Origin of the sequence: Streptomyces sp. HUAS CB01, from assembly GCF_030406905.1 — a bacterium.
Lineage (GTDB): Bacteria > Actinomycetota > Actinomycetes > Streptomycetales > Streptomycetaceae > Streptomyces > Streptomyces chengbuensis.
In genome coordinates this window covers 1359105-1374684 of the sequence record NZ_CP129137.1, presented here as the reverse complement: position 1 = coordinate 1374684, position 15580 = coordinate 1359105, and the positions used below count along the sequence as shown (strand labels likewise).

The following is a 15580-nucleotide window of genomic DNA, read 5'->3' as shown; positions in this document are numbered from 1 at the left end:
CTTTATGAGCGATGGGGAACGCGGGCCGGTGGCCCACCGGGTGCCCGACCTGGCGGCGCTGGAACTGCTGCTGGCCGTGGCCCGGCACGGGAGCCTCGGGCGCGCCGCCCGTGAGATCGGCATCACCCAGCCCGCCGCGAGCAGCCGGATCCGGTCCATGGAGCGGCAGCTGGGCGTCGCGCTGGTGGACCGTTCGCCGCGCGGCTCCCGGCTGACCGACGCGGGAGCGCTGGTCACGGACTGGGCGCGGCGGATCGTGGAGGCGGCCGAGGCGTTCGACGCCGGGGCACAGGCGCTGCGCGACAGGCGCGACTCCCGGCTGAGGGTCGCCGCCAGCATGACCATCGCCGAGTATCTGCTGCCCGGCTGGCTGATCGCACTCCGACAGGAGCGCCCGGGTACGGCCGTGTCGCTGCTCGCGGGCAACTCGGCGGCGGTCGCGGAGCGTCTGCTGCGGGGCGAGGCCGACCTCGGCTTCGTGGAGGGCCTCGCCGTGCCGCCGGGGCTCGACGGCGCGGTCATCGGCCATGACCGGCTCGTCGTCGTCGCGGCGCCGGGCCACGCGTGGGCGCGCCGGCGCTCGCCCCTGTCGCCCGAGAGGCTCGCCGCGACCCCGCTGGTGCTGCGTGAGCGCGGCTCGGGCACGCGCCAGGTGCTCGACTCGGCTCTCGCGAGCCATGGCGGCCTGGCCGAGCCCTTGCTGGAGCTCGCCTCCACCACCGCGGTGAAGGCGGCCGCGGTCAGCGGCGCGGGTCCCGCGGTCCTCAGCGAACTCGCCGTGACGGAGGAGCTGGCCTCCCGCCGCCTCGTCCGCGTCCCCGTGGAGGCGGTCCGCCTCCGCCGCGACCTCCGCGCGGTCTGGCCCCAGGGCCACCGCCCGACGGGCCCGGCCCGCGACCTGCTGTCGCTGACGCGGTCAGCCGGGTGAGAGCGGGAGCGGGAGCGGGAACGGGATTCGGGAGCGCGAGCGGGATGCGGTCGGGGCGGCTGGGCGGGCGCGCTCCGCGGGTGCCCGGTGGGTACGTGATCCCGAACCGATGGCCGCCCGGTGAGGGGCGCCGGTCGTGGCACGGTGAGGGGCACCGGTCGTCTGCGAGGCCCCGTGCCCGGGGTGACAGCGTGGCAGCCCGGCGCGGAGGCGGCTCGCGGCGCGGGCCGTGACGCGCGGGGCCGGGGCGGCATCGACGAGCGTGGGACCCGGCGGCGACAGCGTGGCAACCGGGCGGGGAGGCGGCTGGCGGCGCGGGCCGTGACGGGCGGAGGCCGGGGTGGCTTCGGCGAGTCCGGGACCCGCGGCGCGTGTCGGGTGCACCGAGGGGCGGCGGCTCGGGTCCGGGTGCACCGTGGGGTGGGTCGGGATGCGCTGTCGGCGTGGTGGCGCGGGTCCGGGTGCGGTGTCGGCGTGGCGGCGTGTGGTCGGTCCACCGGGGTCCTGGACGGGCATCGACCCGCCCTGCAGGGGTCGTCGGCGGTGGGACGGGCCGGGAGCGGTCAGGAGGCGGCCCGGACGAGGCCCGCCATGACGCGGGTGTCGTCGTCCATCTCCGGGTGCCACTGCACGCCGAGGACCCAGGCCGGCTCCGGGAGTTCGACGGCCTCCACGGTGCCGTCGTCCGCGTGCGCGGAGACCACGAGTCCGTCGCCGAGGCGGTCGACGGCCTGGTGGTGGTACGTGGGAACCGACGACTCCGCCGGCACCAGCGAGGCGTACAGCGTGCCCTCCACCGGCGTCACGGCGTGCCGGCCGAAGACGCCTACGGCCTCCACGTGACCGTCGAGGTGCTGGACGAGCGTGCCGCCGAGCGCGACGTTCAGCAGCTGCATGCCCCGGCAGATCCCCAGCAGCGGGGTGCCGGTGTCGAGCGCCGCGCGGATCAGGGCGAGTTCCCAGGAGTCCCGTTCGCGGGCCGGCGGTCCGGTGCGCGGCCCGGGTTCGGCTCCGTACCGTACGGGCTCGACGTCGGGTCCGCCCGCGACGACCAGTCCGTCGAGCCGGGCCACGGCCGCGGCGGCCCGGTCCGGCTCGTCCGGCGGCAGCATCGCGGCGATGCCGCCCGCTGCCTGGACGAGGCGCGGATAGCCGACGGGCAGCAGTGCGGCGGGCAGTCGCCACACTCCCCACGAGGCGTCCTCCAGGTAGGTGCTGACGCCGATGAGCGGCTGGGTCACGGTCGCGGGTCCTCCGGTCGTGGTGGGTGGTGTGGGTGGGCCGGGAGTCCGGTCGGTCCGGGGCGCCCGGGTCCGGCGCCCCGGGTCGTGCCCGGCCGGACTCCCGGCGTCCGAGGGCGCGGCAGGTTCGGCACGGGAGCGCCGGACGTCGGCGCGCGGTCCGGCGTTCGGCGTCCGGCCGCCCCGTCGCGCGGCCGCCCGGACCGCCGCGCCGGTGGCCGGCGCGGGGTCCGGACACCAGGCTGTCAGTCGCGGGCCAGTTCCGCCTCGGCGGCGGCGAGTGCCGCGAACTCCTCCTCCGGTGCGCGGGCCACCAGACGGTGCCGGCTGTAGAAGGCGAAGTACGCGAGGGCGACGCCGTACACGGCGAGCGCGATGAACGCCGCGTCCTTGTCCACCAGGAAGGTCGCCACCAGCGCGGACAGCGCGAGGACGAAGGCGACGGACGAGGTCACCACACCGCCGGGCGTGCGGTACGGGCGCGGCAGCTCCGGCTCGCGCCGGCGCAGCACGATGTGGGACAGCGCCATCAGTGCGTAGCTGATCGTCGCGCCGAAGACGGCGATGTTCAGCATCCGCGCCCCGTCCCCGGTGCCCGCGGCGAGCGCGAAGCCGATCGCGCCGGGGATCAGCAGGCCGAGGTACGGCGACTTGCGGCGGCTCGTCAGCGACAGGAAGCGGGGCAGATAGCCGGCGCGGGACAGGGCGAACAGCTGGCGCGACCCGGCGTAGATGAGCGAGAAGAACGAGGCGACCAGGCCGGCGAGTCCGGCGTAGTTGACGAAGCGGCTCAGCGCCGTCGGGTCGCCGTCGCCCTGCAGTGCCACCACCAGCGGGTTGCCGGCCTCCTGGATGGCGGCCGAGCCCCGGGCTCCCGTGGCGGCGAAGAACGTGATCAGGGCGAGCACCACCAGGATCGACATCGACAGCGCGAGCGCCTTCGGCATCGACCGGACCGGGTCCTTGGCCTCCTCCGCGGCGAGCGGCACGCCCTCCACGCCGAGGAAGAACCACATGCCGAACGGGAACGCGGCCCAGATGCCGAGCAGCCCGAACGGCAGCCAGGAGCTGGAGCCCACCGCGTCCTTGTCGACCGGGATGTCGTCGAGTCCGCTCACCTGGAAGTCGGTGAACGCGCCGGCCGCGAAGACGAGCAGCGCGGCGACGGCTATCGCGGTGACGACGAGGCTGAAGCGCAGCGCCTCGCCCACGCCCCACAGATGGATGCCGATGAAGACGGCGAAGCAGGCGAGGTAGACGGGCCAGCCGGACTCCAGCCCGAACAGTCCGAGCGATTCGACGTAGTCACCGATGAAGATCGAGATGGCTGCAGGCGCCAGGATGTACTCGATCAGGATCGCCGTTCCGGTGAGGAACCCTCCCCAGGTGCCGAGTGCCCGGCGGGCGAATCCGTAGCCGCCGCCCGCCGTCGGCAGGATCGCCGAGAGTTCGGCGAGCGCGAAGACGAGACAGGCGTACATCACGCCCATGAGTACGGTGGCGGCGGCGAGTCCGCCGAAGCCGCCCTTGGACAGACCGATGTTCCAGCCGGAGAAGTCGCCGGACACGACGTAGGCGACGCCGAGCCCGGTGAGCAGCAGCCAGCCCGCGCTGCCGCGGCGCAGGGTCCGGCGTTCGAGGTAGGTGTCCGGTGGGGTGTTGCCGCTCCCGGTGGTGTCGGTGTCTTCCAGCGTCATGGCAGAGCTCCCGCGTCGGGCCCAATGGAATGGAGCCATACCTTTGCGGTGACTACGGGGCTAACGCAAGACCCGTGCGTTACTTTCGGGTTACGCCGACGCCTTCCCGGCGGTGCGCGGTGGCATGCAGGCCCCGCGTCAGCGGCCCCATCCGCGCCCCCGCGGAGAGGCCGCGCACCGGGTCTCACGCGAGGAAGCCGCGCAGCAGGGCCGCCGTGCCCTCGCAGTGCTCGCGCATCACCTCGCGCGCGGCGTCCGCGTCGCCCTCCAGTACCGCCTCCACCAGCGCGACGTGCTGCTGCTGGGAGTGCTCCAGATTGCGCACGAGCAGCGGGATGCAGTCGAGCAGATCGTTCACGGTCGCCCTGACCGCCGCGTACTGCGTGGTCAGCGTGGGTGAGCCGGACAGCTCGGCGAGCGTGAGGTGGAAGAGCGTGTCGCACCGCCGGTAGTCGTCCAGGGGGGCGTCGTGCGTGGCCGTCAGCGCGGCGCGCAGCCGCCCTGCCCCCTCCTCGGAGAGCCCGTGCGCCGCGCACAGCCCCGCCGCGCCGACCTCCAGGACCTCCCGGAAGCGCAGCGTGTCCTCGACGTCGACGGCCGCGACCCGGCGGCGCAGTTCGTCCTCGCCCTCGGTGCGCGGGCGATTCAGGACGAACGTGCCTCCGTAGCGTCCGCGCCGGCTCTCGACCAGGCCCTCCTCCTGGAGCACCTTCAGGACCTCGCGCAGGGTGACCCGGCTGATCCCCATGCGCTCGGCCAGCTCGCGCTCCGCGGGCAGCCGCTCGCCGCCGGGCACCAGGCCCAGCCGCACGACCTGCAGGATCTGCTCCAGGGCCTCCTCGAAACCGTTGCCCCCGCGCACCGGCCGCAGCACGGACGTGAGCCGGTCCCCGGACTCGCTGTTCTCCGGCACGTTGCGGTTTCCCCTTCCCAAGCAATGGTCTTCGGCAATACCTTATGGCTCCCGGCTGACCTTAGGAGGCGCAATCCCGTGGCAGACCGCACACCCCCGCTGACCGTCGAGGAGCTGAGAGTCCTTGTCGCGAGCGGTGAGATCGACACCGTAGTCCTGGCGTTTCCCGACATGCAGGGCAGGCTCCAGGGCAAGCGGTTCGCCGCCCGGTTCTTCCTCGACGAGGTCCTGGAGCACGGCACGGAGGGCTGCAACTACCTGCTCGCCGTCGACACCGAGATGAACACGGTGGACGGCTACGCCATGTCCTCGTGGGAACGCGGCTACGGCGACTTCGCCATGCACCCCGACCTGGCCACACTGCGCCGTGTCCCGTGGAACGAGGGCACGGCCATGCTCATCGCCGACCTGGCGTGGAACGACGGCGCCCCGGTCGTCGCCGCACCCCGCCAGATCCTGCGCCGCCAGCTGGAGCGTCTGGCCGAGCACGGCTGGACGGCTCAGGTCGGCACCGAGCTGGAGTTCATCGTGTTCAAGGACACCTACGAGCAGGCCTGGGACCGCGGCTACCAGGGCCTGACCCCGGCCAACCAGTACAACATCGACTACTCGGTCCTCGGCACCGGCCGCATCGAGCCCCTGCTGCGCCGGATCCGCAACGAGATGGCCGCGGCCGGACTGACCGTCGAGTCCGCGAAGGGCGAGTGCAACCCCGGCCAGCACGAGATCGCGTTCCGCTACGACGAGGCTCTCGTCACCTGCGACCAGCACGCGATCTACAAGACCGGCACCAAGGAGATCGCCGCCCAGGAAGGCGTCTCGATCACCTTCATGGCGAAGTACAACGAGCGCGAGGGCAACTCCTGCCACATCCACCTCTCCCTCGCGGACGCCGACGGCCGCAACGCCATGGCGGGCGACGGGCCGGACGGCATGTCGCAGGTCATGCGGCACTTCCTCGCCGGGCAGCTCGCCGCCCTGCGCGACTTCTCCCTGCTGTACGCGCCGAACATCAACTCGTACAAGCGGTTCCAGCCGGGCTCCTTCGCACCGACCGCCGTCGCCTGGGGCCACGACAACCGGACCTGTGCCCTGCGCGTCGTCGGCCACGGCCGCTCGATGCGCTTCGAGAACCGCCTGCCCGGCGGCGACGTAAACCCCCATCTCGCCGTCGCCGCGCTGGTCGCGGCCGGCCTGTACGGCATCGAACACCAGCTGGAGCTGCCCGAGGTCTGCGCCGGCAACGCCTACGGCGGCGACTACGAGCACGTCCCGACCACCCTGCGCGAGGCCGCCGAACTCTGGGAGACCAGCCCCATCGCCAAGGCCGCCTTCGGGGACGAGGTGGTCGCCCACTACCGCAACATGGCGCGGGTCGAGCTCGAAGCCTTCGACGCCGCGGTGACCGACTGGGAGCTCCGCCGCTCCTTCGAACGCATGTGAGGCACCACTTGTCGCAACCGTACGCACTCGACGTGCTCAACCCGGCCACCGAGGAAGTCATCGCCACCGTCCCGGGCGTGGACGCCGCCGACGTCGACGCCGCGGTGGGCCGGGCGGCGCGCGCCCAGCGCGCCTGGGCGGCCGCGGCACCCGCCGACCGGGCCAGGCTGCTGCGCCGGTTCGCCGCCGCCGTCGACGACCACATCGAGGAACTCGCCCTGCTGGAGGTCCGCGAGGCCGGACACACCATCGGCAACGCCCGCTGGGAGGCCGGCAACGTCCGCGATCTGCTCGACTACTCCGCCGGGGGAGTGGAACGCCTCACGGGCCGCCAGATCCCCGTGCCGGGCGGCATCGACCTGACCCTCCTCGAACCGCTCGGCGTCGTGGGCGTCATCGCGCCCTGGAACTTCCCCATGCCGATCGCCGCCTGGGGCACCGCCCCCGCGCTCGCCGCCGGCAACGCCGTCCTCCTCAAACCCGCCGAGACCACGCCGCTGACCGCGCTGCGCCTCGCCGAACTCGCCCTGGAGGCAGGTCTTCCCGAGCACCTCTTCCAGGTGCTGCCGGGCCACGGCCCCGTCGCGGGCGACGCGCTGGTGCGCCACCCCGGAGTGGCCAAGATCGTCTTCACCGGATCCACCCGGATCGGCAAGCAGATCATGGCGCTCTGCGCCGAGCGCGTGAAGCGGGTGACCCTCGAACTCGGCGGCAAGAGCCCCAACATCGTCTTCGCCGACGCGGACGTCGAGGCGGCGGCCGACGCCGCACCGATGGCCTTCCTGGACAACAGCGGCCAGGACTGCTGCGCCCGTACCCGCATCCTCGTCCAGCGCTCCGTGTACGACGACTTCCTCGACCGGCTCGCCCCGGCGCTGAAGTCGGTCGTGGTCGGCGACCCCGCGGACGAGGCCACACAGATGGGACCGCTCATCTCGCGCGCCCAGCTCGACCGCGTACGGTCGTACGTCACCGACGACCTCGCGACGGTACGGGGGAGCGCCCCCGACGGCCCCGGCTTCTGGTTCCCGCCGACGCTCGTCACCGGTGTCGCCCCCGAGGCCCCCGTCGCCACCGAGGAGGTCTTCGGGCCCGTCGCCGTCGTCCTGCCCTTCGACGACGAGGACGACGCCGTACGCCTCGCCAACGCCACCGAGTACGGGCTCTCCGGCTCCGTCTGGACCCGTGACGTGGGCCGCGCGCTGCGGGTCTCCGGAGCGGTCGCCGCCGGCAATCTCTCCGTCAACTCCCACTCCAGCGTCCGCTACTGGACCCCCTTCGGCGGATACGGGCAGTCCGGCCTCGGCCGTGAACTCGGTCCCGACGCCCTCACCGCTTTCACCGAGACCAAGAACGTCTTCATCAGCACGGAGGCCTGAGAACCCATGACCACTGCCCACAGCGACACCCCCGTCTGCCGCCGGCTCGTCGGCCGCACCGCCGTCATCACCGGAGCCGGCAGCGGTATCGGCCTGGCCGCCGCGCGCCGTCTCGCCTCCGAGGGAGCCCACGTCGTCTGCGGCGACATCGACGAGACCGCGGGCAAGACCGCCGCCGAGGAGGTCGGCGGGACCTTCGTGAAGGTCGACGTGACCGACGCCGAACAGGTCGAGGCGCTGTTCCGGACCGCGTTCGACACGTACGGCAGCGTCGACATCGCCTTCAACAACGCCGGCATCTCGCCGCCCGACGACGACTCCATCCTGGAGACGGGCCTGGACGCCTGGAAGCGGGTCCAGGAGGTCAACCTCACCTCCGTCTACCTGTGCTGCAAGGCCGCCATCCCCTACATGCGCCGCCAGGGCCGGGGCTCCATCATCAACACCGCGTCGTTCGTGGCCCGGATGGGCGCGGCGACCTCCCAGATCTCGTACACCGCGAGCAAGGGAGGCGTCCTCGCCATGTCCCGCGAGCTGGGCGTGCAGTTCGCCCGCGAGGGCATCCGGGTCAACGCCCTGTGCCCGGGACCGGTCAACACCCCGCTGCTCCAGGAGCTGTTCGCCAAGGACCCCGAGCGGGCGGCGCGTCGGCTGGTGCACATCCCCGTCGGCCGGTTCGCCGACGCGGAGGAGATCGCCGCGGCTGTGGCCTTCCTCGCCAGCGACGACTCGTCCTTCGTCAACGCCACCGACTTCCTCGTCGACGGCGGCATCTCGGGCGCGTACGTCACCCCTGTGTAGGCCCTCGCCCGGCCCCTCATAAGGTGGCCGGATGAGCATGACGACCCCTCCCCCTGCGCCTGGCGGCCTGGGGGGACCCCCGGGCTGGTATCCGGACCCAGGCACGCCGACCCACGAACGCTGGTGGGACGGCCGTGCCTGGACCGGGCACACCCGCCCCGCCGGCGCCCCGCAGCTCCCGGCCGCCGCGCCGGCGGTCACCGCGCCCGTGCCGCTCGTCGGCGGATCCGGGCAGGGCGGCGGCATCGGCAGGGGCGCGATCGTCGCGCTCGTCACCGCCGGCGCTGTCCTCGTGGCGGCGATCGTCACCGGCGTCGTCGTCCTCGGCAAGGACGACGAGCGGACGGCCCCGCAGTCCGCGGAGGCCGCCCCCTCGGCGCCCGCCGCGACGGGGAACGGCCCGGAGCCCGGCCCCCCGGCCGCCGGCGACCCCGACGTCCTCGTCGACCAGCTCAACGGCATCTCCCTGCCGCTGCTCGACGGCTGGGAGAAGTCGGTCTCCGGCATCGACCCGGTGCCGACCATGGTGACCGCCGACTCCTACAAGTGCCCCGGCGACTCCGCCGAGTTCTGCCGCCACGGCACGGTGTCCTCCCGCACGGCCACCGTCACCAACGTGAAGTCGCCCGAGAAACTGGCCGGCCAGGACGTCGGCATCGCCGCGGACTGGGCGTACGACAACGACCGCGTCGGCAACCGCATCCACGGCGGCATCAAGGGGCACGAGCTGGTGAAGTCCGCTCCCGTCACGGTCGCCGGGCGCACCGGCCATGTGGTGCGCTGGCGGGTGACGACGGGTGCCGGCCCTGGTGGCTACGTCCAGTCGCTGGTCTTCCCCTCCGCCGTCGGCTCCGAATCGCTGATCATCGTCCGTTTCGCCTTCGACGCGGGGCCGGACGCCCCGCCGCTCGGCGACATGGACCGGATCATCAAGGGCATCCGCCCGCTGACGGACGCCGGCGGCGGAGTCGGCTCCACGGTCGCGCCCTGAACGTTCCGGGGCGTCCCGGACGTTCCGGTCCGGTGAGTCCTGAACGTTCCCGGGTCCGGGGCCCGTCGGCCGCGGCCGCCCGGGCTCCTGGTGGAGACCGGCTCGCTCCGGCGGCTCAGAGGAACGTACGGCCCTCGCCCCGGTACGTCGGTACCGTGGCCGTCACCCGCTCACCCTCGACCAGGTGCAGCGAGTCGAACCGCTCGCACAACTCCCCGGCCTTCGCGTGCCGGAACCAGACCTTGTCACCGATGAGCAGATCGTCCGCCGGCGGCCCCAGCAGAGGCGTCTGCACCTCGCCCGGCCCCTCCATCGGGTCGTAGCGGAGTCCTTCCGGCAGGAACGGCACGGGCAGCCGGTCCCGGCCGGCGGCGCCCGAGGCCGGGTAGCCGCCGCCGAGCACCGTCACCACACCGACGCCCGGCCGACGCACGACGGGCTGGGCGAACAGCGCCGCGGGACGCCCGCTGAACGACGTGTAGTTGTCGAAGAGCCTCGGCACGTACAGGCCGGAGCCCGCGGCGATCTCCGTGACCGCGTCCTCCGCCGCCGTGTGCTGCACACTGCCGGTGCCGCCGCCGTTGACGAACTCCAGCTCCGGCTCCACCGCCCGCACCGCGCGCACCACGGCCGCTCGCCGCTGTGCGAGCTCCCGCCGGGCCGCGGACTGCATCAGGCGGACCGCCCGCGAGCGCAGCGGGCTGCCCCCGACCGCGTCACCGACACCCGCGACGTGTCCCTCGTACGCCATCAGCCCCACCAGCCGGAAGCCGGGGCGGGCGACGATCGCACGGGCCAGCTCGGCCAGGTCCTCGGGGGCGCGCAGCGGCGAGCGGCGAGCGCCGAAACGGATCCGGCCGCCCAGCAGACGGAGCGAGGTGTCCAGTTCCAGACAGACCCGGACCTCCTCGGTGCCGCCGTCCCGGGCGCGGTCGATCAGGTCCAGCTGCGCCGGGTCGTCGACCATGACCGTCACGGCGGCCGCGAGTTTGGCGTCGCCGGCCAGTTCGGCGAAACCGGCACGGTCGGCCGACGGGTAGGCCAGGAGCACATCGCCGAAACCCGCCCGGGCGAGCCAGACCGACTCCTCCAGCGTGAAGGACATGATCCCCGAGAACCCGTCCTTCGCCAGCACGCGCTCCAGCAGCGCCCGGCACCGCACGGACTTGCTGGCCACCCGGACCGGCTTCCCGCCCGCGCGCCTGGCCAGATCCGCCGCATTGGCGTCGAACGCCTCCAGGTCCACGATGGCGAGGGGCGCGTCGAGGTGGGCGGTGGCCCGGTCGTACCGGGTCCTGAGCGCGGCACGGGGAGTCATGCGCAGAGCTTGCCAGACCGGTCTACCCGAGGGTAGGGGGACGTTCTGCGCAGATCCCCCCGGAGCCGCGGTCCCCATTCCCTTCCGGCGCGCTCCAGCCCGTAGAGTGAGGGGGCGCGGCGGCGAACGGGCCTGCACCGAAAGGCGATCCGGCGGCGCTACGAGCACCAGGAAACGGGGGGCGGATGAGCACCGAGGCGCAGCGCCCGCGCATCCCTTCGCGCCCGCCCCACGCCCCGCAGGTCCCGGCTCCCGCACCCACCGAGACGACGACCCGTCTCCGTCCGATCACGGACTCCACCCCGGACCCCCGGGCCGACTCCGTCCCCCCGGCCCCGCGCCCGCGCACGGCATCCCCTGACACTCCCTCAGCCGCCGCACCCGGCTCCCGCACGGCCGCCACCACGGGCCACGCCCTCTCGATGTCGCCGGCCCGGGCGGCGGACGATCCTGCCCGCGCGGCGAAGGATCCCGCGCGCGCCACGAGCGAGTTGGGCGGCTCCGGAACCGGCTCTGCCCGTTCCACCGGCCCGGCCTCCGGGTCTGCCCGTTCCACCGGCCCGGCCTCCGGTTCGGATCCCCGTCGCCGGCCGCGACCGTCGGAACCCGGGGCCGCAGGCCGAAGCCCTGGCGCTCCCGTGCCCGGCACCGGCGAACCGGGGAGTGCTGCGGGCCGGCAGGCTCGGCCGTCCGTACCTCCGGGTGCCGGTGGTGATCCGGGCGCTCCCGTGCCCGGCACCGACGAACCGGGCGGACGGGCCCCGCGCTCGGGCATGCGCGAGGCCCCGCCGCCCGCCCCGGACTCCCGCTCCGCCTCTGCGCCCGTCCGGCCCCGCTCCGCCCCGGCCACGCGGGCGCAGCGGCCCGCCGAGCCGACCGCCCCGGAGGCAGGCGCGCCCCACGCCCCCCAACCTTCCGCGTCGTCCTCTCCGCAGCCTCCGGCCCCGTCACCGGCCTCGTCTCCCGACAGCCGGAGCCGTCCCCCCGCTCCCCCCGCACCACCCCGTGGCGCGGGGGAGATACCTCCGCGCCCCCTCACGCCCCCGCGTATCGGTGGGGTGCCCTCGGCACCCGGCGCGGCACCTTCGGCACCCGGCGCGGCCACCGAGCCCCGGACGGCCCCGGCCGCCGCAGCGCCGCCCGTACCCGCGGCGCCCGCCCCGCCCCCCGTACCCACGGCACCCGTACCCGTGAGACCCGCACCGGTACCACCGGCCGGCGGACCGGCCACGGGCGTCACCGGGGGCACAGGCGGACAGGGAGTCACGAGCGCACCGGGCAGCCCTTGGCCGTGGACGTCGCACGCCGCGCCCCCGCGCCCGTTCGCCGGCGCCCCTCCGGAGACACCCACCGAGATCACCACGCGGCTGCGTCCCGTCCGGGACAGCCGTCCCGCCAGGACCGCGGGCGCGGTCGTCTGCCTCGTCCTCGGACTCGGGCTGATCGGCGGGGCGGTCACAGGGAGCTGGCTCGTGGACGACTCGGCCGCGTCACCCGCCTCCCAGCCCCTGTACACCGACGCGCGCACGCTCTGGCACAGCGTCCCCGTCGACACCCTCTTCCCGCGCACGATCAAGGGCGACGGCGCGGGGCCCGGCGGTGCCGACCGGGTGTGGACCCGCGTGGCCGTCGCGCCCGACGGCCCGTGCAGCGGTGTGTTCGACCCGCTGCTGCTGAAGGCGCTCCGGCCCGTCGGCTGCCTGCGCGTGCTCCGCGCCACCTACACCGACGCCACCACCTCCAGCGTCACGACCGTCGGCATGGTCGTCACCGAGGCGGACCGGGATGCCATGGCGGCCCTGCGCAAGCGGTTCTCCGAGGAGGGCCTGGACGAGCGGGCCGACCTGATGCCCCGCACGTACGCGGTCCCCGGCACCGTCGCCGCCGGTTTCGGCGACCGCCAGCGGGCCAGCTGGACGATCAGCGTGCTCACCGACGCGCCCGTCGTCGTGTTCGCCGTCTCCGGGTTCGCCGACGGCCGCCCCGTCGCCGAACCCATGCCCGCCGCCGAGGCCACGGTCCCCGGCGAGACGTCCGCCCCCGCCCAGGCCGGCCTCGGCCACGAGGCCAAGGGAATCGCGGACCAGGTCGAGCGCGCGCTGCGCACGTCCGCCACTTCACCGGAGCGCCCCCGATGACGGCAGCACGATTCCGCACCCGCGCCACGCCCCGGCGCCTCCTGGGCGCCATGGCCGCCGCCGTCGCGTTCTCGCTCGTCTCCGCCGCGCCCGCGCAGGCAGACGGGATCCGGGTGCGGCAGTGGGCCCTGGACGCCCTGCACACCGAGGACGCGTGGCGGACGACCAAGGGCGCGGGCATCACCGTCGCGGTGCTCGACACCGGGGTCGACGACAGCCACCCGGACCTGGAGGGCAGCGTCCTGCCCACGAAGGACCTCATCGGGTTCGGCGCGAAGCGCGGCGACCGCGCCTGGGCCCGGCACGGCACGGCGATGGCCGGGATCATCGCCGGTCACGGCCATGGCCCCGGCCGTGAGGACGGGGTGCTCGGGATCGCCCCCGAGGCCAGGATCCTTCCCGTGCGGGTGATCCTCGAAGGCGCCGACCCGGCCCGCGCCAAGGCGCGCAGCACCCGTGGCACCGCCCTCGCCCAGGGCATCCGCTGGGCCGCCGACAACGGCGCCCACGTCATCAACCTCTCCCTCGGCGACGACAGCGAGTCCGCCCACCCGGACGCCGGCGAGGACGCCGCGGTCCAGTACGCGCTCGCCAAGGGCGCGGTCGTCGTCGCCTCGGCGGGCAACGGGGGCGAGAAGGGCGACCACATCTCGTACCCGGCCGCCTACCCCGGCGTCATCGCCGTCGCGGCCGTCGACCGCTACGGCACCCACGCGGCCTTCTCCACCCGGCGCTGGTACGCCACCGTGAGCGCCCCGGGCGTCGACGTCGTCATCGCCGACCCCGACCGCAAGTACTACGAGGGCTGGGGCACCAGCGCGGCGTCGGCCTTCGTCTCCGGCGCCGTCGCGCTCGTCCGCGCCGCGCACCCGCGGCTCACCCCGGCCCAGATCAAGCGGCTCCTCGCCGACACCGCACGCGGTGGCCCGAAGAGCGGGCGTGACGACTCCAAGGGGTACGGCATCGTCGACCCGGCGGCCGCGATCGAGAAGGGCGGCCAACCGGTACGGGGCGACACCGACCCGAAGACCGCGTCCGTGCAGGGCCACCGCAAGGAGTACTTCGGCACCGGCCCGGACGGCCCCTCGGCCGAGACCGGTGGCGGCTGGCTCGCCCCCGTCACCGGCGGTCTCGGCGCGCTGCTGCTGGCCGCGGCGGTCGTCCTGTGGCGTGGCCGCCGGACCTGACCGCGTTGCCGGGGCGGGTGCCCGGGCCCCGGCGGCCCCGGAGCTCGCCGCCCCACCTGCCCGCCCCTCCCCGGGAGCCGGTCCGGGGCGAGCGCGGTCCTGACCGCGCGCCGGGCGCGCGCCCCTCCGCGGCCCGACGGACCCGCGCGCCCACGCCGAACCAGGCCGGGAGCAGCAGGACGCGCCCCCGCCGTCCCGGGCACCACGGCCGACGAACTAGGCTCGACGCGTGGCGCTCAAGAACATTCCCGACTCCGGCTTCCCCGACGACGACGGCACCGCCGACCCGGCCCTGGAAGCGGCGCTCGCGGCCTGGGACCGGGACAGGACGGCGGAGGCCCGCGTGCTGGAGGCGCTCAAGGGCGCCAGGCTCCTCGTCCCCGTCGTCGCCGTGCTCGGCGAGGTCGAGGAGGACGAGTCGGGACTGCGCCGCGAGAAGACCAGCGACATGGCGGTCCCCACCCTGACGGCGGGGAACCGCCGCGCCCTGCCGGCGTTCACGTCGACCGCCGCGCTCGCCCTGTGGGACCCGCAGGCCAGGCCCGTCGCCGTGCCCCTCCACCAGGCGCTCCAGGCGGCCGCCCACGAGAAGGCCGACACCGTGGTCCTGGACCTCGCCGGCCCGGTGCCGTACGAGCTGTCCGGCCGTGCGCTGCTCGCCCTGGCCGAGGGCCGCACCAGCACCGACCCGCTGGCCGACCCGGCCGTCATCCGTGCGGTACGGGCCGTGGTGGCGGCCGAGCCCGCGGTGCTCCGCGCCCATCTCGGCCCCGGCAACGCCGACGGCACCCTCGCCCTCGTCCTCGACAACGGGGCCGGCGCGCCCCCCGCCGAAGCCGCGCAGCGCGTCGCCCGCGCCCTCGCGGCCGACGAGACGCTCAGGGCCCGGCTGGTGCGCGGACTCGACCTCGCCCTGCTGCCCGCCTCGGCGGTACCGCCGGGAGAGCCCCTGTACACAAGGGTCTGAGAGCACCGCATATCGTGTGCCCCATGAGTGACGCGACCCCCACCCCCGAGCAGCCTGCGGGCGAGCAGGCTCCCGACTTCGCCGCCATGACCCGCGACATCGCGGAGGTCCCCGCGGTCGAGGTGATCGTCACGGTCGCGGTGAACCTGATGAGCGCCGCCGCGGTGAAGCTGGGACTCACCGAGGACGGCGACGAGCACAAGGACCTGGACGAGGCCCGGAAGCTGATCCACGCGCTGGCCGGCCTCCTCGACGCGGGTGTCACGGAGATCAGCTCCTTCCACGCGGCACCGCTGCGGGACGGTCTGAAGTCCCTCCAGCTGGCCTTCCGCGAGGCCTCGATCGTCCCCGACGAGCCGGGCCAGGGCCCGGGCGAGAAGTACACCGGCCCGGTCTACGGCTGAACCCGCCGTCGCCGCACAGCCCCGTCCCCGGGCCTGTCCGTCCTCCGGTTCGCCCCTCCGGGCCGGAGCTGCTAACCTTGTGTAACGACCGGTCGGACGCCCATGTGTCCGACCCACAAGTGGAGGCTCCGATCTCCCACCTGGCTGCCCTCGCGGGCGGCGGGTCACCGGTC

General features: G+C 74.6%; 13 protein-coding genes. 9 read left to right on the top strand and 4 right to left on the bottom strand.

The window, feature by feature from the left end:
- Positions 1–4: 4 nt before the first annotated feature.
- Positions 5–928: a LysR family transcriptional regulator gene (locus QRN89_RS06195; RefSeq protein ID WP_290348336.1), complete on the top strand. Its 924-nt coding sequence runs from the start codon at positions 5–7 to the stop codon at positions 926–928.
- A 563-nt stretch (positions 929–1491) separates the two neighbouring features.
- Here the strand turns inward: QRN89_RS06195 and QRN89_RS06190 are convergent.
- The 3 genes from QRN89_RS06190 to QRN89_RS06180 form a co-directional block, all read right to left on the bottom strand.
- Entirely contained in the window at positions 1492–2169 is a 678-nt protein-coding gene (locus QRN89_RS06190; RefSeq protein ID WP_290348335.1) for a gamma-glutamyl-gamma-aminobutyrate hydrolase family protein, read from the bottom strand.
- A 245-nt stretch (positions 2170–2414) separates the two neighbouring features.
- Entirely contained in the window at positions 2415–3866 is a 1452-nt protein-coding gene (eat, locus tag QRN89_RS06185; protein WP_290348334.1) for an ethanolamine permease, read from the bottom strand.
- A 184-nt stretch (positions 3867–4050) separates the two neighbouring features.
- Positions 4051–4779 carry a FadR/GntR family transcriptional regulator gene (locus tag QRN89_RS06180; RefSeq protein ID WP_290348333.1) on the bottom strand — a complete coding sequence of 243 codons (729 nt, stop codon included), beginning with the start codon at positions 4777–4779 and terminating at the stop codon, positions 4051–4053.
- Positions 4780–4857: 78 nt separating this feature from the next.
- Here QRN89_RS06180 and QRN89_RS06175 point away from each other — a divergent pair, with 78 nt between their 5' ends.
- The 4 genes from QRN89_RS06175 to QRN89_RS06160 are packed head-to-tail and all read left to right on the top strand — an operon-like array spanning position 4858 to position 9393.
- A complete protein-coding gene (locus QRN89_RS06175; protein WP_290348332.1) occupies positions 4858–6222 on the top strand; it encodes a glutamine synthetase family protein in 1365 nt (454 codons plus the stop codon).
- An 8-nt stretch (positions 6223–6230) separates the two neighbouring features.
- A complete protein-coding gene (locus tag QRN89_RS06170; RefSeq protein WP_290348331.1) occupies positions 6231–7601 on the top strand; it encodes an aldehyde dehydrogenase family protein in 1371 nt (456 codons plus the stop codon).
- Positions 7602–7607: 6 nt separating this feature from the next.
- Entirely contained in the window at positions 7608–8402 is a 795-nt protein-coding gene (locus QRN89_RS06165) for a 3-oxoacyl-ACP reductase (RefSeq protein ID WP_290348330.1), read from the top strand.
- Between the two features lie 31 nt (positions 8403–8433).
- A complete protein-coding gene (locus QRN89_RS06160) occupies positions 8434–9393 on the top strand; it encodes a DUF2510 domain-containing protein (protein ID WP_290348329.1) in 960 nt (319 codons plus the stop codon).
- Positions 9394–9508: 115 nt separating this feature from the next.
- Here the strand turns inward: QRN89_RS06160 and QRN89_RS06155 are convergent, their stop codons facing one another.
- The gene (locus QRN89_RS06155; RefSeq protein WP_290348328.1) at positions 9509–10711 is read right to left on the bottom strand and encodes an amino acid deaminase/aldolase; all 1203 of its coding nucleotides are present in this window, start codon (positions 10709–10711) and stop codon (positions 9509–9511) included.
- Between the two features lie 1355 nt (positions 10712–12066).
- Here QRN89_RS06155 and QRN89_RS06150 point away from each other — a divergent pair.
- The 4 genes from QRN89_RS06150 (at position 12067) to QRN89_RS06135 (ending at position 15407) form a co-directional block, all read left to right on the top strand.
- A complete protein-coding gene (locus QRN89_RS06150) occupies positions 12067–12849 on the top strand; it encodes a hypothetical protein (protein WP_290353588.1) in 783 nt (260 codons plus the stop codon).
- On the top strand, positions 12846–14036 hold the full coding sequence (gene mycP / locus QRN89_RS06145) for a type VII secretion-associated serine protease mycosin (RefSeq protein ID WP_290348327.1): 1191 nt from the start codon (positions 12846–12848) through the stop codon (positions 14034–14036). The genes QRN89_RS06150 and mycP overlap by 4 nt, the downstream gene beginning before the upstream one ends.
- A gap of 229 nt (positions 14037–14265) precedes the next feature.
- Complete coding sequence (locus QRN89_RS06140) at positions 14266–15003, top strand: SseB family protein (protein ID WP_290348326.1); 738 nt, start codon at positions 14266–14268, stop codon at positions 15001–15003.
- Between the two features lie 23 nt (positions 15004–15026).
- On the top strand, positions 15027–15407 hold the full coding sequence (locus tag QRN89_RS06135) for a DUF1844 domain-containing protein (RefSeq protein WP_290348325.1): 381 nt from the start codon (positions 15027–15029) through the stop codon (positions 15405–15407).
- The last annotated feature ends 173 nt before the right edge of the window (positions 15408–15580 follow it).